Source organism: Streptomyces sp. HSS9-12, assembly GCF_054963655.1.
The window spans coordinates 76,543-95,270 of record NZ_JBUEGC010000005.1; the positions used below are offsets into that span (position 1 = coordinate 76,543).

17 protein-coding genes are annotated in these 18,728 nt (G+C 72.1%); 8 read left to right on the forward strand and 9 right to left on the reverse strand.

Annotation, left to right across the window (positions count from 1 at the left end; translation table 11 throughout):
* Positions 1 to 10: 10 nt before the first annotated feature.
* Complete coding sequence (locus ACY34J_RS04365; RefSeq protein WP_462725135.1) at positions 11 to 394, forward strand: cold-shock protein; 384 nt, start codon at positions 11 to 13, stop codon at positions 392 to 394.
* 21 nt (positions 395 to 415) lie between these two features.
* On the opposite strand, the gene ACY34J_RS04370 is transcribed toward ACY34J_RS04365, so the two are convergent.
* Genes ACY34J_RS04370 through ACY34J_RS04385 form a run of 4 tightly spaced genes read right to left on the reverse strand, consistent with a single transcriptional unit; the run spans position 416 to position 4,186 of the window.
* Positions 416 to 1,297, reverse strand: coding sequence for a 1,4-dihydroxy-6-naphthoate synthase (locus ACY34J_RS04370; RefSeq protein ID WP_462725136.1), 882 nt, complete (start codon positions 1,295 to 1,297; stop codon positions 416 to 418).
* On the reverse strand, positions 1,294 to 2,127 hold the full coding sequence (locus ACY34J_RS04375; RefSeq protein ID WP_462725137.1) for a futalosine hydrolase: 834 nt from the start codon (positions 2,125 to 2,127) through the stop codon (positions 1,294 to 1,296). The genes ACY34J_RS04370 and ACY34J_RS04375 overlap by 4 nt, the downstream gene beginning before the upstream one ends.
* Before the next feature lie 35 nt (positions 2,128 to 2,162).
* Positions 2,163 to 2,684, reverse strand: coding sequence for a hypothetical protein (locus ACY34J_RS04380; protein WP_462725138.1), 522 nt, complete (start codon positions 2,682 to 2,684; stop codon positions 2,163 to 2,165).
* Between the two features lie 26 nt (positions 2,685 to 2,710).
* Complete coding sequence (locus ACY34J_RS04385) at positions 2,711 to 4,186, reverse strand: MFS transporter (RefSeq protein ID WP_462725139.1); 1,476 nt, start codon at positions 4,184 to 4,186, stop codon at positions 2,711 to 2,713.
* A 385-nt stretch (positions 4,187 to 4,571) separates the two neighbouring features.
* Between ACY34J_RS04385 and ACY34J_RS04390 the strand changes: the two genes are divergently transcribed.
* The gene (locus tag ACY34J_RS04390; protein WP_462725197.1) at positions 4,572 to 5,501 is read left to right on the forward strand and encodes a DUF3027 domain-containing protein; all 930 of its coding nucleotides are present in this window, start codon (positions 4,572 to 4,574) and stop codon (positions 5,499 to 5,501) included.
* A 738-nt stretch (positions 5,502 to 6,239) separates the two neighbouring features.
* Positions 6,240 to 9,608 (forward strand): sacsin N-terminal ATP-binding-like domain-containing protein, encoded by a 3,369-nt coding sequence (locus ACY34J_RS04395; protein WP_462725198.1) that lies wholly within the window; start codon positions 6,240 to 6,242, stop codon positions 9,606 to 9,608.
* A 313-nt stretch (positions 9,609 to 9,921) separates the two neighbouring features.
* On the opposite strand, the gene ACY34J_RS04400 is transcribed toward ACY34J_RS04395, so the two are convergent.
* Positions 9,922 to 10,209 (reverse strand): DUF2530 domain-containing protein, encoded by a 288-nt coding sequence (locus ACY34J_RS04400; protein ID WP_462725140.1) that lies wholly within the window; start codon positions 10,207 to 10,209, stop codon positions 9,922 to 9,924.
* Between the two features lie 947 nt (positions 10,210 to 11,156).
* Here ACY34J_RS04400 and ACY34J_RS04405 point away from each other — a divergent pair.
* Positions 11,157 to 12,620, forward strand: coding sequence for an NCS2 family permease (locus ACY34J_RS04405; RefSeq protein ID WP_462725141.1), 1,464 nt, complete (start codon positions 11,157 to 11,159; stop codon positions 12,618 to 12,620).
* Positions 12,621 to 12,623: 3 nt separating this feature from the next.
* Here the strand turns inward: ACY34J_RS04405 and ACY34J_RS04410 are convergent, their stop codons facing one another.
* Entirely contained in the window at positions 12,624 to 12,806 is a 183-nt protein-coding gene (locus ACY34J_RS04410) for a ribbon-helix-helix protein, CopG family (protein ID WP_462725142.1), read from the reverse strand.
* Between the two features lie 139 nt (positions 12,807 to 12,945).
* Between ACY34J_RS04410 and ACY34J_RS04415 the strand changes: the two genes are divergently transcribed.
* The 3 genes from ACY34J_RS04415 (at position 12,946) to thpR (ending at position 15,449) form a co-directional block, all read left to right on the forward strand.
* On the forward strand, positions 12,946 to 13,380 hold the full coding sequence (locus tag ACY34J_RS04415) for a MarR family winged helix-turn-helix transcriptional regulator (protein ID WP_462725143.1): 435 nt from the start codon (positions 12,946 to 12,948) through the stop codon (positions 13,378 to 13,380).
* Between the two features lie 39 nt (positions 13,381 to 13,419).
* Positions 13,420 to 14,790, forward strand: coding sequence for an MFS transporter (locus ACY34J_RS04420; RefSeq protein ID WP_462725144.1), 1,371 nt, complete (start codon positions 13,420 to 13,422; stop codon positions 14,788 to 14,790).
* Between the two features lie 95 nt (positions 14,791 to 14,885).
* A complete protein-coding gene (gene thpR / locus ACY34J_RS04425; RefSeq protein ID WP_462725145.1) occupies positions 14,886 to 15,449 on the forward strand; it encodes an RNA 2',3'-cyclic phosphodiesterase in 564 nt (187 codons plus the stop codon).
* A 194-nt stretch (positions 15,450 to 15,643) separates the two neighbouring features.
* Here thpR and ACY34J_RS04430 read toward each other — a convergent pair whose 3' ends face one another.
* The gene (locus ACY34J_RS04430; protein WP_462725146.1) at positions 15,644 to 16,666 is read right to left on the reverse strand and encodes an aldo/keto reductase; all 1,023 of its coding nucleotides are present in this window, start codon (positions 16,664 to 16,666) and stop codon (positions 15,644 to 15,646) included.
* A gap of 82 nt (positions 16,667 to 16,748) precedes the next feature.
* A complete protein-coding gene (locus ACY34J_RS04435) occupies positions 16,749 to 17,450 on the reverse strand; it encodes a GDSL-type esterase/lipase family protein (RefSeq protein ID WP_462725147.1) in 702 nt (233 codons plus the stop codon).
* A gap of 312 nt (positions 17,451 to 17,762) precedes the next feature.
* Between ACY34J_RS04435 and ACY34J_RS04440 the strand changes: the two genes are divergently transcribed.
* The gene (locus tag ACY34J_RS04440) at positions 17,763 to 18,110 is read left to right on the forward strand and encodes a hypothetical protein (RefSeq protein ID WP_462725148.1); all 348 of its coding nucleotides are present in this window, start codon (positions 17,763 to 17,765) and stop codon (positions 18,108 to 18,110) included.
* Positions 18,111 to 18,339: 229 nt separating this feature from the next.
* On the opposite strand, the gene ACY34J_RS04445 is transcribed toward ACY34J_RS04440, so the two are convergent.
* Positions 18,340 to 18,567 (reverse strand): hypothetical protein, encoded by a 228-nt coding sequence (locus tag ACY34J_RS04445; RefSeq protein WP_462725149.1) that lies wholly within the window; start codon positions 18,565 to 18,567, stop codon positions 18,340 to 18,342.
* Between the last annotated feature and the right edge of the window lie 161 nt (positions 18,568 to 18,728).

Below are 18,728 nucleotides of genomic sequence, written 5' to 3' on the forward strand. Positions count from 1 at the left end.
GAGGACGGTCGTGCCTACCGGCAAGGTCAAGTGGTTCAACAGCGAGAAGGGCTTCGGCTTCCTCTCCCGTGACGACGGCGGCGACGTCTTCGTGCACTCCTCCGTGCTTCCGGCCGGAGTGGACAGCCTCAAGCCGGGCCAGCGCGTCGAGTTCGGTGTGGTGGCAGGCAACCGCGGCGACCAGGCCCTGTCGGTGACCGTGCTCGAACCGGCCCCCTCCGTCGCCGCGGCGCAGCGCCGTAAGCCGGACGAGCTGGCGTCGATCGTCCAGGACCTGACCACGCTGCTGGAGAGCGTCTCTCAGCAGCTCGAGCGGGGCCGCTACCCCGACAAGGCCCACGGCCGCAAGATCGCGGGCATGCTGCGCGCGGTGGCCGACCAGCTGGACGTCTGACCGGCCCGAAGGGTCGGAAGGTCAGGCCGGCTCAGGCGGCATCAGGAGCGCGTCACGGCCGAGGGGCGGTACGAGCCCCTCGGCCGCGGCACGCGTGAGCAGCGCGTGCACCGCGGCGTAGCCGTCCTCGCCGAGGTCGGCGGTGAACTCGTTGACGTACAGCCCGATGTGCTGGTCGGCGACGTCCGAGTCCATCTCCTGGGCGTGCTCCAGGACGTATGGGCGTGAGGCCTCGGGGTTGTCCCAGGCCATACGTACGGAGGCACGGGCGGCTTCGGCGAGCTCGCGCAGCCGGGCGGCGCCCAGCGAGCGCTTCGCGATGATCGCCCCGAGCGGGATCGGCAGGCCCGTGGTCCGCTCCCAGTGCTCGCCCATGTCGGCGAGGCAGTGCAGGCCGTAGTCGCCGTAAGTGAAGCGGGCCTCGTGGATGACGAGCCCGGCGTCGGCCTTGCCGTCGCGCACGGCCGGCATGATCTCGTGGAACGGCAGCACCAGCACCTCCTCCACCCCGCCGGGCACCTCCGCCGCGGCCCACAGCCGGAACAGCAGATACGCGGTGGAGCGCTCGCTCGGCACGGCCACCGTCTTCCCGGCGAGGTCGGCGGGCTGCCCTGGGCGGCTGGTGAGCACCAGCGGTCCGCAGCCGCGGCCCAGTGCCCCGCCGCAGGGCAGCAGTGCGTACTGGTCGAGGAGCCACGGCAGGGCCGCGTACGACACCTTGAGTACGTCGAACTCGCCGCGCTCCGCCATGGCGTTGGTGATGTCGATGTCCGCGAAGGTGACGTCCAGCGCCGGCGCGCCCGGGACCAGGTCGTGTGCCCAGGCGTGGAAGACGAAGGTGTCGTTCGGGCACGGCGAGTAGGCGATCTTCAGCGGCTCAAGCGGTTCAAGGCCGTCGCTCATGAGATGGGCCCCTCCCAGTCGTCGAGTACGGGCACGAGTGCGGTGAAGGCGCCGGTGAGCGCGGCCAGTGCCTCGCCGATCCGCCAGGCGGCGCGGTCGCGCGGGCCCACGGCGTTGGAAACTGCCCGGATCTCCAGCACCGGCAGACCATGGACGGCGGCGGCCTCCGCGACACCGAATCCTTCCATGGCCTCGGCGGCCGCACGCGGGTGACGCCGGAGCAGCTCGGCTGCCCGCGCGGCGCTGCCGGTCATGGTGGAGACGGTGAGCACCGCCCCGCGGACGACTGTCGCCTGGGCTGTGGCGGCCGCGGCGTCGGCGAGGGCGCGGGAGAGGCCGGGGGGCGGCAGGTGCTCGCTCGTGCCGAAGCCCAGCGCGGTGACGGGCAGGAAGCCGTCGGGGGTCTCGGCACCCAGATCGCCGGCGACGATCGCGTCGGCGACCACCACTGCCCCGAGGGGCGCGATTCCGGTGAAGCCGCCGCCGATCCCGGCGGAGACGGCCAGGTCGTACGGCTTCCCGCGGAGCGCTGCGGCGGTCAGTGCGGCGGATGCACCGGCGGCGGCCCCAGCGGGCCCGACACCGCCGACCACCACATCGACGACCAGCCCGCTGGTGGGCACGGGACCGCCACCGGCCCGCGGTCCGGCACGGAGTGGCGCCGTGCCCGGCGAATCCCGGTCTTCGGCCGGCGCCGGGGCTGCGGCCGTGCAGCGGTGCAGGGTGGCGCCCGGCACGGCGAGTTCGGCGGTGGCAGGCAGGTGGCGGCGCAGCCCGGCGACCACGGTGTCGGACTCCGCCTGAACGGCGGTGACGACGAGCACACGCATCAGCCGGGCCCCCGCAGGTCGGAGACGACCGTCCGTCAGGACGACGCCCGCTTCAGGGTGAACTGCCACGCCCCCTTGGCCTGGCCCGTCTCACTGACCTCGATGATCGTGAGCTTCACCGTCTTGGGCACCGAGGCGCCGCCCATCGGGCTCTGCTGCGGCGCGAAGACCTGGTCGAAGTCGAAGCTCCGGTACTGCGCCTTGCTCGCCTCGGCCATCGTGCCCTGGCCGTTGACGACCATCGCCCAGCCGGTCTTGGCGATCTCCGGGTCGACACCGATGCGGACCCGCTCGCCGTCGTCCACCGTCAGGGTCTTCTCGGACTTCTTGCCGATGCAGCGCTTCAGCTCCGCGGAGGACAGCTTCTCGCCCTCGGTGTAGCAGGCGGCCTCGGTGGACACGGTGTCCGACCCCACCGTGACGGTCGCCCGGGGAGTCGGCTTCTCGCACGCGGCGAGGGCAAGGATCCCGAGGGCCACGGCGCCGGCGGCCACGGCGCGGCGAGTCGTGCTCCTGGACTGCATGGAAGTGCGGCTCGGCCGCTGGGCAACGGTCATGGGCGCAGGCTATCTGGCCGATTCCGTCAGGCCACGCGGGGGTGCGGCGTGCCGCGCCGGGCCGCCGTCAGCAGCCCCCGTACGGTCGCCGCCAGGCCGGCGCCGATCATCGCTGCCGCCACCGACATGCCGACCACGCCGTTCAGCGGCAGCGAGATACCGATCGCCCCGCCCACCACCCACGACATCTGCAGCACGGTCTCGGAGCGGGCGAACGCCGATGTCCGCACCTCCTCCGGCACGTCCCGCTGGATCAGCGCGTCCAGCGACAGCTTGGCCAGTGCCTGCGAGAGCCCGGCGACGCCGGCGACCACGGCCACCGCGAACGGGCTGAAGAAGAAGGCGGCCGTAAGGGTCGCCAGGAGCGCGAGACACAGCATCGTGACGATGATCACCTCTGGGGCGCGCGCCTTGAGCCACGCTCCCAGTGCGGTGCCGAGCGCATTGCCCGTACCGGCCGACACGGCGACGATCCCGAGCGATACGGCCGCGCTCTGCCCGCCCAGCGGATGCTCACGCAGCAGGAACGCGAGGAAGAAGATGAGGTAGCCGGACAGCGCGCGATGGACGGCGTTCGCCTCCAGCCCGTGCAGCACGGACGGCCCGACGGTGCGGAGGCCAGGCCGCCGCGGCCGGGTACGAGCCCGCGCCTGCCGGGCCCGTACGGTGGCGCTTCGCGACGCCCGGCCGAACCGCGGCACCCGCGTGGCCCCGGCCCCCATCACGCCGAGTTCGCCGACGTGCCCGGGGGTCCGCAGGCCGTGGGGTGAGGCGAAGCGGGCCTTCGCCTCACCCTTCGCCGAGTCGACCTTGTGCGGCAGCGTGAAGGACAGGAAGGCGCCGAAGCAGAACACGGCGAAGGCTCCGTACAGCGGCCAGGAGGGGCCGATGGCGTGCAGCCCGGCGCCGACCGGCGCCGCGGCACCCGTGGCCAGCAGCCCGCCCAGTGTCACCCGCGAGTTGGCCTTGACGAGCGAGATCCGCGGCGGGAGGAGGCGCGGTACGACCGCGGACCGTACGACCCCGTACGCCTTGGACGCGACCAGGACACCCAGCGCCTCCGGATACAGTTCCAGGCCGCCGGTCGTGACGGAGACCGACAGGGCCAGCGCGAGCAGCGCGCGCGTGAGCATCGCGCCTGCCATGGCGGCGCGGCGGCCGTGCGGGAAGTGGTCCAGGACCGGGCCGACGACCGGGGCGAGGAGCGTGAAGGGGGCCATGGTGACGGCCAGATAGAGCGCGACCCGGCCGCGGGCCTCGTCGGTCGGCACGGAGAAGAAGACGGTGGAGGCGAGCGCGACGGTGATCATCATGTCGCCCGCACCGTTCACGGAGTGCAGCTCGATGAGTTTGGCGAGACCGGACTCGCCCGCCCCGTGGGCGTGGGTGGCGCGGCGGATGCCGCGAGCAGTGGCCGTGAACGGCAAGTGCGCGGCGCGGCCCACCGCGCCGCCGACGCGGCGGAGTGGGCCTCTCGTGCCGTAGGAGCGGGCGGCTGCCACGCCGTCATACTGCCCCAACTCGTCCCTGACATGGTTTCGTACGCGCGGCCTGCCGAGAGGTACATGATGCGGGAATGCGGGAATGCGGGAAGCGATCGAGAAGAGCGTGCGGGGAGGGTGGGCCCGGCACCCCGGATGGGGGTAGCGTGCGTAGCGCGTCACCAGCGGTCGACCGTGGCCGCGCGCCTGTCCGCGATCCCGCAGAATGGTTGGTAGCAGGTGCGCCCGAGCCGAGGCATCCGATCGGGCGCGGACGTTGACGCGGCCCCACGGTCCGCTCCGCCCGTCGCCCCTCCGGTCACTGCCTTTCCGGTCGCTCGGCCGGTCGGCCGGCGCACGTGTGAGACGGGGTAGGAGAGAATCGATTCTTGTGAGCGCTGCGACGATGCGAAGCCGTACACCTGACCGCTTGTGTGCCGAGGCGGTCGATTTCGCCCACGCCGCGGCCGTGGAAGCCGCGGGTGAGGCCGCCGTCGGCGAGCACCTGGGAGTCGTCGCGGATGGTGACCGCGTAGTCACTCACTACTTCGCCTGCAAGGAGCCCGCTTACCGGGGCTGGCGCTGGGCGGTCACCGTCGCCCGCGCCGCCCGCGCCAAGGTCGTCACCCTCGACGAGACCGTGCTGGTGCCCGGGCCGGAGGCGATGCTCGCACCGGAGTGGGTGCCGTGGAGCGAGCGGCTGCGGCCGGGCGACCTGGGGCCGGGGGACCTGCTGCCCACGGAGGCCGAAGACCTGCGGCTGGAACCGGGGTTCTCCGGCGAGGACGTCCCGCCGCCGAACTCGGTGCTCTCCGAGGAGGCCAAGCTCTCGCACGACCTGGAGGAACTGGCCGAGGAGGAGGACGCGGACGTGTCCGCGGGTGCGCTCTCGGCACAGCCGGTGGTGCCGCCGCCCGCCACTGGCAGCATCGCGGCGGTCGCGCAGGAGCTGGGCATGGCCCGCGCCCGAGTCCTCTCGCGCTACGGGCTGCACTCGGCGGCCGACCGCTGGGACGAGGCGTTCGGCGCGAAGACGCCGATGGCGCAGGCCGCTCCGGCGACCTGCGCGACCTGTGGATTCCTGGTGCCGCTGGCGGGCTCGCTGCGGCAGGCGTTCGGGGTCTGCGCGAACGAGTTCTCCCCGGCGGACGGCCGGGTCGTCTCCCTGTCGTTCGGCTGCGGCGCCCACTCGGAGGCCGCGGTCATGCCGAAGACGCCCCGCCCGGCGCCGCCGGTGGTCGACGAGATGAAGGTCGACCCGCTGCCGCTGCGTCCGGACCGGACGGGTGGCTCGGTGGCGGACACGGGTCCGGAAGAGGAACTGGGTCACTCCTGAGCTCGCCGGTCGGGCCACTGCGGCTGACCTCGCCGGTGGGCCGCTGCCGCGCGGGGACGCCGGCCGGGCCCGCCCGCCGGGCGGGCCAGGTCCGCCGCCACCACGGATTTTCTGCTCACAGCCGTGGGGACCGCGCGCGCCGCGCGGGCCCTGCGTTGATCCGGGCGGGCCGGGGCTTGCGACGTGCTGTCCCGTGTCCACTGGGCAGCGGTGGGTTGTGGGCCACTGGGGTCTCGGAGCCGCTGCCGCCGTGGCGGGGCGAGAGGAGTTGGTCTCGCGACAGCGGTCGCCCGCCCACGGCGTCGAGGGCGACGGGGTCGGAGGGCTGGGGGTCCTGGACGTAAGAGTGTGTCCAGGGCCGCCAGGCCCGAGGGCGAGGACCTCCACCCCGGAGGCCCCGGCGCCCGACCCACGGTGCACCCGCTGCGCACCACGGCCGAGGCCGTGTGTGCAGCGCGGGGTGGCGGCCCCGCTCCCGCCGGCTGCCGCGCGGTGAACCAGTCCGGCCGTCGCAGGCGGCGTCCGAGAGCCCGTTCACATGGTGTTTCCGCAGGTGGCGCGGGCGTGCCTCACCCAGCTCCCGCGTGTCCGCCCGGCAGGAGGCCCGCCGGGCGAGCCGCAGGCCGGGCGGCCGGACCGGCATGTGCTGGGGTGACTCAGCCGGGTACGCGTCGCAAGCGGTACGTTCAGCCCTGACAGAAGTGGCGTGGGAGGAGACGACACGTGAGCGGCACGGCGATGGTGCGGGCGACGGCCGACGGGGCGGACCCGTTCGGGACGGCGCGGCTGCGGCGCGGCGTGCTCGACGCGTGGGCCGCGTCGCCCGCCCGCTTCCGCGAGGACGCCAACGCGGAGGAGGACCTCGCCCTCGGCGGCTACCGCGACCGGCTCGTGGTCGAGCTGGCCCAGAACGCCGCCGACGCGGCCGCCCGCTCCGGTGTCGCCGGCCGGCTCCGGCTGACCCTCCACCCTGCCGAGGACGGCGGCCCCGGCGTCCTCGTCGCGTCGAACACCGGCGCCCCGCTGGACGCCGTCGGCGTCGAATCGCTGTCCACCCTCCGTGCCTCCGCCAAGCGCGACGAGGACGCCGGGGCCGCCGTCGGCCGCTTCGGCGTCGGCTTCGCCGCCGTGCTGGCCGTCAGCGACGAGCCCGCTCTCGTCGGCCGCACCGGCGGCGTCCGCTGGTCCCTGGCCGAGGCCCGCGACCTCGCGGTGACCGCGGCCGAGAAGAGCCCCGGCCTCGCCGACGAACTGCGCCGCCGCGACGGCCATGTACCGCTGCTGCGGCTCCCGCTGCCCGCGCAGGGCTCCGCCCCCGTCGGCTACGACACCGCCGTCGTCCTCCCGCTGCGCGACGGCGCGGCCGCCGACCTCGCCATCCGCCTGCTGGACGGCATCGACGACGCGCTGCTGCTCACCCTCCCCGGCCTGGCCGAGGTGGTCGTGGAGACCCCGGAGGGCGTACGGACCCTGACGCGCCGTCAGGACGGCCCGTACGTCGTGATCGACGACAGCGCGCTGGGAACGACGCGCTGGCGCATCGCCACCGCCGGCGGACAGCTGGACGCGGCGCTGCTCGCCGACCGCCCCGTGGAGGAGCGGCTGCGCCCGTGGTGGTCGGTGACCTGGGCCGTACCCGCGAGAGAGTCGGACGGCGCGCCCAAGCGGCCCGCCATCGCCCCCGTCGTCCATGCACCCACCCCCACCGACGAACCGCTCGACCTGCCCGCGCTGCTGATCGCCTCCCTCCCGCTGGAGCCGACCCGCCGGCACGCGGCGCCCGGCCCCCTGACGGACTTCCTGGTCGAGCGCGCCGCGGAGACCTACGCGGCGCTCGTACGGGACTGGCGGCCCGTCGGCCTCGGCACGATCGACCTGGTGCCCGGCCCGCTGGGCAAGGGCGAGCTCGACGGCCGGCTGCGCACCAAGATCCTCGAGCTGCTGCCGCGCGTGCCGTTCCTCCCCACTGCGGCATCACTCGCCGCGGGCGCCGAAGGCGGCCTCGGCCCCGCCGGGGAGCCCGCCGACTGGGAGGCGGCCGCGGATGCGGCCGGCGGCCCGGGCGGCCGAGCCTCCGGCGCGCCGCCCTGGGGCGGGGCCTCGCATGCCGGGTCCGGGGCAGGCGGGCCGGTGGCCGCCACGTCCGGCGACGAGGCGTGGGATACGGCACCGGCGCCCAGCGGCCCCGCGGGCGAACCGCACGCACTGCGGCCCATCGACGCCGAACTGATTGAAGGCGCCGGGGCCGAGACCGTCCGCGTGCTGGCCGAACTGTTCCGCGGCCTGCTGCCCGCAGGGCTCGAACGCCGCGGCGAGCTGCGTGCTCTCGGCGTCACGCGCGTACCGCTCGGCGAGGCCATCGACCGGCTCGCGGGCGTCGAGCGCGCCCCCTCCTGGTGGCGGCAGCTGTACGAGAGCCTCGCCGGCACGGACCCCGACCGGCTCGGCGGGCTGCCCGTGCCGCTCGCCGGGGATGGTGGTTCCGGGGGAGCCCGTATGACCATCGGCCCCCGGCAGGTCCTGCTGCCGCTGCCGGGTGCGGAGGAGTCGGCACCCGCCGCCGCCACTCTCTCCCGCCTGGGCCTGAAGATCGCCCACCCGGACGCCGCCCACCCCCTGCTCGAGAAGCTCGGCGCGACGCCCGCCACCCCCCGCGCCATTCTGACCACCCCTCAGGTACGAGCGGCCGTTGCCAACTCCCTCGACAGCGAGGAGATCTGGTACGACGACGTCGGGGAGGATGCCGGTCTCGACGCGGAGGAACTCGCCGAAGCCGTCCTCGGGCTGGTACGGGACGCCCGGCTCGAGCCGGGCGACGAGCCGTGGCTCGCCGCCCTCGCCCTGCCCGACGACGAAGGCGAACTCGCCCCGGCCGGCGAACTCGTCCTGCCGGGCAGCCCGTTCGAGCAGGTGATCCGCGAGGGCGAGCTGGCCGCCTGCGACCCCGAACTCGCCGAGCGCTGGGGCGAGCTGCCCCTCACTGCCGTCGGCGTGCAGGCGAACTTCGCGCTCGTACGGGCCGCCGACGTCGTCCTGGACCCGGACGAACTCGATCCGCGCGACGGGGACTTCGCCGAGCCCGACGACGTCGGGCTGCTGGACTCCGTGGACGTGTGGTGCGAGGACGTGCTCGACCAGCTGCCCGAGACCCCGGTGCCGCCGGTCGCCACGGAGATCGTCGGCGTCCGCGACCTCGACCTCGTCGACGACGACGCCTGGCCGCAGGCCCTCGCGCTGCTCGCCCAGCCGCCGCTGCGGGACGCGCTGACCTCGCGGGTACGCGTACTGCTGCCCGACGGCACGACGCAGACCGTCCGCCCGTACACCGCCTGGTGGCTGCGCGGCCACCCGGTGCTCGACGGGCGCCGGCCGGCCGGGCTGCGGGCCGCGGGCGGCGATCCGCTGCTCGCCGGGCTGTACGACGCCGCCGACGCCTCCGGCTTCCACGACGAGCAGGTGCTGCGGGCGCTGGGAGTCCGTACCTCCGTCGCGGCGCTGCTCGACGAGCCGGGCGGGGCCGCGGAGCTGCTGGCCCGGCTCACCGATCCGGAGCGGCCGGTGACGGCGGCTCAGCTGCACGGCCTCTACGGGGCGCTGGCAGAGCTGGACCCCGAGCAGGTGACCCTGCCGGACGAGCTGCGGGCGGTCGTGGACGGGCAGGTGCGGGTCGTGGACGCGGCTGAAGCGCTGGTCGCCGACGTGCCCGATCTGCTGCCGCTGGCCACGGGCCGGGCCCTGCTGCCCGTACAGCCCGGGAAGGCGGCTGACCTGGCCGAGCTGCTGCAAGTGCGGCGGCTCGGCGAGGTGTACCAGGGGCGGGTGGAGTCCGCGGACGGCGAGACCCGCGAGGTTCCGGAGGCGGTACGAACACTGCTCGGCCCGAACACGCCGACGATGTACGTCGAGTACGAGGATCTGCGCGTCGACGGCGTTGAGGTGGACTGGCGCCGGACGCCGGACGGGGTGCTGCACGCGGCGACCCTGGAGGGCGTCGCGGCGGGCCTGGCGTGGGCGGCGGGTGCGTGGCCGCGGCGCTTCGAAGTGGCGGCGCTGCTGGAGGACCTGTCCCGCACGGAGGAACTGGCCGAGGCCCGCTGGTTCGACTAGTGCCTCGCCGGCCGGGCCGCTCCGCTCCGTTGTCGGCGCGCCGCAGGCGCGTGGGCGCGCGTTGGCCTCGCCCCGCGGCCCGGTGGGTGGGTGCCGGGGGCCGGGGCCTCCGGGGTGGGGGTTCTGGACTGCGCATTCTCGGGCCTGGCGGCCCTGAATCCGCCTTTACGTCCAGGACCCCACCCGCCCCTGGCCTTCGGCATGGGGAACCCCAACGACACCCGGCCCCCTCCCGTCCCGTCGGCGGCTGCGGGGTATGCCTTGACGTCCAGGACCCCCACGCGCCCCTGGCCTTCGGCTGGGGGAGTGGCGGTCAGACGGTGCTGCCCGGCTCGGGCTTCACCGCGGCAGCTTCGGCTACGGCCTCGCGCTTGAGGGCGGCGTCCCGCCGGCGGACGTACCAGATGCCGATGAGGCCGAGTCCGCCCCCGGTCAGGCAGGTCCACAGCCACCAGAGGTGGCCGTGGGCGTCGAACCAGCCGTAGAAGGGCAGCTGGAGAAGGAAGAGGGCGAACCACACGATGGTGCCGCCGGTGATGGTGGCGACGACATTGCCCTCGAGGGGCTCCGGTGCTTCGTGTGTGGGGGTCCACTTACCCATCGTCCCCGGCCTTTCCCTCGATCCCCGTCCCCGACAGCTTAGGCGCCCCGCCCCCTCGGCTTTCGATACGGGTTGGTCGGAGCCTGCTCCACGCGTCGTCCCTGGCGCCGTCACCGCAACCCGCTCCCATGGCCTCCCCTGCGCGCCAGCCGGAAGCCCGCCGCGCCCTATCCCCTCCGGCGCCCGTTGCGGCGGTGCAAGCGTCGGGCGCCCGCAGGAGGACGGCGCGAAGGGCGCTTTGGGCACTTCCCCAGCTACCGCTGGGGTACCCCCACCCGGGCCGCCAGGCCCAGGGGGGACTGCTGGGGGTGCCCCCAGGAGGTGCCCCAAGGGCCGCCAGGCCCGAGAATGCGCAGTCCAGAACCTCCACCCCCGAGGCCCCCGGGCCCCCGGCACCCACCACCACGCCGCGCAGGCGCGACCCGCCGCGTCCAGACTCAGAAGCCCTGCCCCCGGGTGGCTCTGGTGGCGCGCAGCTTCGCCTCTTCCACGCCCCTCTTCCCGTACTGAAGTGGCCAGGTCGCCCTGGGCGCCGGCGAAGCGGGCCCCTGGCCGGTGGAGCCGGACGCCCTCCCGGCGACCGCCCGGCGCGGCCGGAAGCCCGCCGACCGCCAACCGGGGCGCGCCCGCCCCGCCCGGGGGCGGCGCTTGCGCGGAGCGGCCCCGGGCTGGGCGGACCGGTCTGCGTGCAGGGGGCTGGAAGCCCGCCGACCGCCAACCGGGGCGCGCCCGCCCCGCCCGGGGCGGCCCTTGCGCGGAGCGGCCCCGCGGCGAGCGGACGGTCTACGCGCGGAGATTGGTGATCTTTGGCTCATACATTCATACTGAATCGGTCTGGGTCTGACTGGATTCTTTCGTTTGAATATCCAATCCGACCCAGTAGTTCTGTTCGCTGCCGTGAGGCCACCCCGGCCTTCCCGGCTCCCCACGACTGAGGTCCAACGTTCATGCCCTCCTCGGCCACCGCTCCGGTCGACGCCAAGCAGCCGCCGTCATCGCCCATAAACGCGTTTGACCGGTTCTTCAAGATCTCCGAGCGGGGGTCCAGCATTCCCCGCGAGATCCGCGGAGGACTGGCCACGTTCTTTGCGATGGCCTACATCATCGTGCTGAACCCGATCATCCTCGGCTCCAGCGCGGACAAGTACGGCCACCACCTGGACACCGCCCAGCTGGTCACCGCCACCGCCCTGCTCGCCGGTCTGACGACCATCCTGATGGGCGTCATCGGCAATGTCCCGATCGCGCTCGCCGCCGGGCTGGGCATCAACGCCGTCGTATCGCTGCAGCTCGCGCCCAAGATGAGCTGGCCGGACGCGATGGGCATGGTGGTTCTGGCCGGTCTGGTGCTGATGATCCTCGTCGCCTCCGGGCTGCGGCAACGTGTGCTCGATGCGATCCCCGCTAGCCTGCGGCGCGCGATCGCCATCGGTATCGGCATGTTCATCGCGCTGATCGGTCTGGTCGACGCCGGCTTCGTCACCCGTAACCCGGACCAGGCCCACACCACCGTTCCGCTCGGCCTCGGCACCGGCGGCAGGCTCGAGACCTGGCCCGTGTTCGTGTTCGTGGTCGGCCTCGCCCTGACCTTCGTCCTGGTTATCCGCAAGACGCGGGGCGCGATCCTGATCGGCATCGTCGCGACGACCGGCCTTGCGATGATCATCGACGGGGCCGTGAAGATCCCCGGCGCGGCCTGGGGTCTGACCGTCCCGGAGCTGCCGACCAAGATCGTGTCCAGCCCGGACTTCGGTCTGATCGGCAAGGTCAGCCTCTTCGGGGGCTTCCACGAGGTCGGCTTCCTGACCGGCTGCCTTTTCGTCTTCACCGTGCTGCTGTCCGGTTTCTTCGACGCGATGGGGACCATCATCGGCGTCGGCGAGGAGGCGGGCCTGACCGACGAGCAGGGCCAGCTGCCGAACATGGGCAAGATCCTGATGGTCGACAGCGCGGCAGTCGCGGCCGGTGGCTTCGGCTCGGCGTCGGCGACCACGGCGTTCGTGGAGTCCACGGCCGGCGTCGGCGAGGGCGCCCGTACGGGTCTGGCGAACCTCGTGACCGGCGGGCTGTTCATGCTGGCCCTGATCTTCACCCCGCTGGCGACGGTCGTCCCCTCGCAGGCGGCCACTCCGGCACTGGTCGTCGTCGGCTTCCTGATCATGGCGTCCAACGTCACCGGCATCGACTGGAGCGACCCCACGCTGGCCGCCCCGGCGTTCCTGACCATGATCTCGATGCCGTTCACGTACAGCATCACCAATGGCATCGGCATCGGCGTGCTGTTCTTCATCCTGCTCCGTGCGGCGACGGGCCGGATCCGTACGGTGCCGTGGCTGCTGAACGTGGTCGGCGCGGCCTTCCTCGTGTACTTCCTGCTCGGCCCGATCGAGCAGGTGCTCGGGGTCAAGTGACCACTACGCGACCCCGTAAAACTTCTCCGTCTCGTCGACCGCTGCCTTGAAGCGCTCGTCGAAGTCGTCGCGAATGAGCGTCCGGACCACATAGTCCTGGACGCTCATTCCGCGTCTGGCGGCATGCTGCCGGATGCGGTCGAGAAGCTCACCATCTATCCGCAGGCTCAGCACTGTCGATCCCATGCCCCGTACGGTCCCCGGCGGCTGGGCCCGCGCGGGCCGCTTTCCGGACTTACCTCACTCGTACGGGTGATCTCACGTTTGCCCTGCCCACCCGACCCCGAATGGTCTTTAGGCAGGGTAATGAGATATCCTAAGAAACATGCCGGAACTGTCCGGCGGCGACGCTGCCGCCGTCAACGCCCTTCGGTCCGCCGTGATGCGCCTGTCGCGACGGCTCAAGCACCAGCGGGTCGACGAATCGCTCAGCCCCACCGAGATGGCCGTGCTCGGCACCCTCTCCCGGTGCGGCTCCGCAACCCCGGGTGAGCTGGCCCGCAAGGAGCACGTCCAGCCGCCGTCGATGACCCGCATCGTGGCCATGCTGGAAGCCAAGGGGCTGGTCCGGCTCGAGCCGCACCCCGAGGACCGCCGCCAGAAGGTGGTCACCCCCACCGAGCGGGCCGAGACCATGCTCGAGGAGAGCCGGCGCCGCCGTAATGCCTGGCTGGCCGAACTGGTGAGCGGGCTCGACGATGAAGAGTGGGCCGCACTGCGCGCCGCCGCCCCCGTCCTGGAGAAGCTCGCGCACATGTGAGAAACGGACGATAACGCCACGACAAGGAGGCGAACCCCTTTGAGTACGGGACCCGGAGCAGACTCCGCACCCGCACCGAACCCCGACGACGACACCACCGCACCCATACACACCGAGCCCCGGCGTGGCACATTCAGCTCGCTGCGGGTCCGTAACTACCGGCTGTTCGCGACCGGCCAGGTCGTCTCCAACACCGGCACCTGGATGCAGCGCATCGCCCAGGACTGGCTGGTGCTCAGCCTGACCGGCTCCTCCGCCGCCGTCGGTATCACCACCGCGCTGCAGTTTCTCCCCATGCTGCTCTTCGGGTTGTACGGCGGCGTGATCGCCGACCGCTTCCCGAAGCGGAAGCTCCTGCTGATCACCCAGTCCGCGATGGCCTTCACCGGCCTCGCCCTCGCCGCACTGACCCTCAGCGGAAGCGTCCAGGTCTGGCACGTGTATCTGATGGCCTTTCTGCTGGGCCTGTTCACGGTCGTGGACAACCCGGCCCGCCAGGCCTTCGTGACCGAGATGGTCGGGCCGAAGGACCTGCGCAACGCCGTCAGCCTCAACTCCGCCAACTTCCAGTCCGCCCGGCTCATCGGCCCGGCCGTCGCCGGTGTGCTGATCACGGCTGTCGGCAGCGGCTGGGCGTTCCTGTTCAACGGTCTGTCCTTCCTCGCCCCGATCATCGGCCTGCTGATGATGCGCCCGAGCGAGCTGCACCAGGTGGAGCGCGCACCGCGCAGCGCCGGCCAGCTGCGCGAGGGCCTGCGGTACGTCGCCGGGCGCCCCGACCTGCTCTGGCCGATCGTCCTCGTCGGCTTCATCGGCACCTTCGGCTTCAACTTCCCGATCTGGCTGACCGCCTTTGTCGACGACGTCTTCCACGCGGGCGCCGGCACCTACGGCCTGCTCAACACCCTGATGGCCGCCGGATCGCTGTCCGGCGCGCTGCTCGCCGCCCGCCGCGGCACCTCCCGGCTGCGGCTGCTGGTCGGCGCGGCGCTGGTCTTCGGTGTGCTGGAGATCGCGGCCGCCCTCTCGCCCGCCTTCTGGCTGTTCGCGGTGCTGCTGGTGCCGATCGGGATGTTCGGCCTCACGATCAACGTCACGGCCAACTCGAGCATCCAGCTCGCCACGGATCCGACGATGCGCGGGCGTGTGATGAGCCTGTTCATGATGGTCTTCGTGGGCGGTACGCCGCTGGGCGCACCGATCGTCGGCTGGGTCACCGACGCCTTCGGTGCCCGGGTCGGCTTCCTGGCCGGCGGCCTCATCGCGGCGGCCGCGGCGATCGGCGTCGGGCTGATGCTGGTCCGGGCGGGCGGCCTTCGGATCAAGATCGACCTGCGCCGTGGGCACCGGCATCTGTCGGTCGTCCCCCGTACCCCGGCCGAGCAGGAGCAGCTGGCGTCGGTGGGGTAACCGGGCCCTGGGCCGTTCCGGGGCCCGGCGCGTTTTCCGCCCGAGCCCCGTTCTTATCGCCGGTTTCCGATCTTTCGGTGCGGGACACTGACCGCATGAGACTCTTCGCCGCTGTGCTGCCTCCCGAGACAGCGCTCAACGAGCTGGCCGCCGAGGTCAAGGCGTTGCACCAGCTGTCGGGCGCGGACCGGCTGCGCTGGACCGGCCATGACGGCTGGCACTTCACCCTCGCCTTCTACGGCGAGGTGCCGGACGAGGTGGTCCCCGAGCTCCAGGAGCGGCTGGAGCGCGGGGCCCACCGCCACGAGCCGTACGACCTGCGGCTGGCAGGCGGCGGGCACTTCGGCGGCCGGGCGCTGTGGGTGGGAGCCGACGGCGCGGTGCGCGGGATGGAACGGCTGGCCGGCACAGCCGGCGCCGCCGGCCGCCGGACCGGCCTCGAGATGGAGGAGCACCGTCGCTACACCCCGCATCTGACGATCGCCCGCAACCGTACGACCGTGAATCTGCGCCCTTACGTCGCCGCGCTGGCGGACTTCGCGGGCAGCGAGTGGACCGCGGGGGAGCTGTGCCTGATACGCAGCAATCTGCCGACGCCGGGGGTGGCGGGCGAGCGGCCCAGGTACGAGACGCTGACGACCTGGCGACTGGGGGCGTGAAAGGCGGCTCCGACGCGCCCGGTTAACCTCGAAGGGTGGACGCGAAGACCAGGACCCGGATTGTGAGCGGCGCGCTCGTGCTGATGCTCATCGTTGTAGCAGTGGCTGCCGCGCTCGGCTGAGCCCGCCGCAACTGTGCCGGGGACGGTGCACTGGATGCACCGTCCCCGGCACAGTTTCCTGCCGGAAGGGCACTACCAGGCGAAGGCCTCCGGCGAGGGCCCCGGTCCCGGGAAGATCTCATCCAGCGCGGCCAGCAGCTCCTGCGACAGCTCCAGCTCGGATGCGCGCAGCGCCGAGTCCAGCTGACCGACGGTGCGCGGCCCCACGATCGGGCCGGTCACGCCGGGGCGGGTCAGCAGCCAGGCGAGCGCGACCTCGCCGGGCTCCAGCCCGTGCTTCTCCAACAGGTCCTCGTACGCCTGGACCTGCTCGCGCTGCCGGGTGTTCTGCAGGGCGTCCGCCGACCGTCCGGTCACGCTGCGGTCGCCGCCGCCCTCCTTCCCCCGGCTACCGCCGGGAGCTGCCCCCACCTTACGGATCGCGCCGCCGAGCAGCCCGCCGTGCAGCGGCGACCAGGGGATGATCCCGAGGCCGTACTCCTGTGCGGCCGGGATGACCTCCATCTCGGCGCGCCGCTCGGCGAGGTTGTACAGGCACTGCTCGCTGACCAGCCCGTAGGTGCCGCGGCGGCCGGCGGTCTCATTGGCCTGGGCGATGTTCCAGCCGGCGAAGTTGGACGAGCCCACGTACAGGATCTTGCCCTGCTGGATGAGGACGTCGATGGCCTGCCAGATCTCGTCCCAGGGGGTGTCCCGGTCGACGTGGTGGAACTGGTAGAGGTCGATGTAGTCGGTGCCGAGCCGCTTGAGGCTGGCATCGACGGCGCGGCGGATGTTGAGCGCGGAGAGCTTGTCCTGGTTGGGCCAGGGCTCACCTTCGGTGCCCATGTTCCCGTACACCTTGGTGGCGAGCACGACCTTCTCGCGGCGCCCGCCGCCCTGCGCGAGCCACGATCCGATGATCTTCTCGGTGCGGCCCTTGTTCTCGCCCCATCCGTAGACGTTGGCGGTGTCGAAGAAGTTGATGCCCGCGGCGAGCGCGGCGTCCATGATGGCGTGACTGTCGGCCTCGTCCGTCCGGGGGCCGAAGTTCATCGTTCCCAGGACCAGTCGGCTGACCTTGAGTCCGGTGCGTCCGAGCTGCGTGTACTCCATGGAGACTTAGCCAACGCCTTGGAGCGCGCTCGAAGCAAGGGATTGGGGCGCTGCCCGTAGGCACCGCCAGCCGGCCGGTTGGTCAGCGGGCTGCTGCGTCGCTCGGAAGCTCGTACGGTCCGCCCAGGCCCCACGCCTGGTGCATCGCGTCGGCGAAGGCCGCTGCCAGCCGGTGCTCGCCCGAGGCGTTCGGGTGCGTGCCGTCGTAGGTGTCGCGGTGGATGTCGTAGCCGGCCGGACGGGACGCCAGCAGCAGGGGCGACGCGGGAGTGTCGAGGTCGGCCACGGCCTTGGCGAGCAGTTCGTTGAAGCGCTCGCACTCCGCGGCGAACGGCGCGTCGGATTCGGCGCGGATATTGAGGATCACCGGCAGCAGCACCATCCGGATCCGCGGGTTGGCCTCGCGCGCCTCGGCGATGAAGCGACGGACGTTGGCCACGGTCTGCGCGGCGTCGGTGTAGAAGCCCAGGTCGATCAGCCCGAGCGAGATCAGCAGCAGATCGGGCTGGTGTTCCGCGACCGCCTCGCGGATCAGCGGCGCCATGTGCAGCCAGCCCTCGCCCCAGCCCGCGAGATGGCGGCGGGCGTCGGCCGGGAAGGCGGGGTCGGCGTAGTCATGGGAGGACGGCGCGCCGGTGCCGCTGTCGTACAGCCCGGACCGCGGGCCCACGATCGTGTACGGTCCGCCGGGCACCCGGCCCAGGTGCTGCCACAGCCGATAGCGCCAGGTGTGCTCACCGGCACTTCCGATCGTCATCGAGTCGCCGACGAGCGTGATCCGCATCCGCACATCATCGCCGATGACACGGGTGGACTACGACGTGACGCTCCGCACTCCGTTTGATGCCGCCGGCCTCGGTGACGGTGCCCGATGTGCCCAGCGCCGTACGGACTGGGATCCGCTCGAGCGGCCTTGCGTCAGTGGCTCCGGCATGCGATCGAATTCAGGCTCGGGAGGGCGCCTTGTCATATCCAGCAAAGGGCGGTCACTTCTGGTCTTCGTGGGACATCAACCGATGCCCTGGTGGAGGCTTGCTGACAGCAGCGAACTGTGGCGTGACGGAGTGATCCCATGAGATGGCGGTGGACGCCACGAGTGGTCAAGGCCGTACGGATCTGCGCCGTATTGGGCACGACCATATTCTTCTTCTCGCTCAGAGAATTGGACAGGATCGACAAGTGGGCCAGCGCTTTGGCTCTGTTCGTCGGCCTCATCGGCTTGCTTCCAAGCTTCGTGCATACTGAGCCTCAGGCGCCTGCCCAGGAATTCTCTGATCGCTTGAGCCAGGCCACCGAAGACCTGGCAGCGGCAGTGCGGGAGCAGTGGCGCGCCGAGGAGAGATTTCGCAGATTGCAGGATCCCTTTCCGCTGCCGGTTCGCTGGGTAGGAGCGGATCCGCTCATCGCAGACCAATGGGGACGTTTTCATTCTCGTTCGGGCTGACGTATGCCGACAGCGATTATCTTCACCGAGGAGATTTCGGGCGGGTTCTCCTGGTTGAGGGCGATTGGACCGTGCCGGCCGCCCCCGGCCGCTCGACCTGTCCTCTCAGGGGGGCACGACCGGGCACGGGACTTGAGAGCCCTCCCCGCGCAGGGACGGGGGACCACTGCCCGACGGTGTGAGGCCGGTCGGGCCTTCCGCGCGAGGAGGGCGGACCATGGAGTGCGGCTTATCCGGTGAGCTTCCTTCTGATCCAGTTCGACAGAGTGAAGGCCTCTTCGGCCCTGCAGCCGCCGAGCCACACCATGGGCGAATCGCCACCAGCGACCCCATCACCACGCAGGGACGGGAACTTCACTCCGATGAGCGACAGGCTCTCTCGCAGTTCCTTCGCCGCGTTCGCGGCGATCACCTCGCCGCTTTCCGCTTTGGTGCGGCTGTCTGCGGTGCCGGGCATTCTCGACTCCCCTGTGTTGTGAATGGCTCGTTCACTGCCTGCTGCACAGTCAACTACGGTGAGTCCAGGTGGACTTGCACAGTTCTTGCACACACGCACAGCGCACTGCACGCCGTCCTGCGACCATGGCTGTAAGGGAACCGCCTCAGGGAAGACTTGAC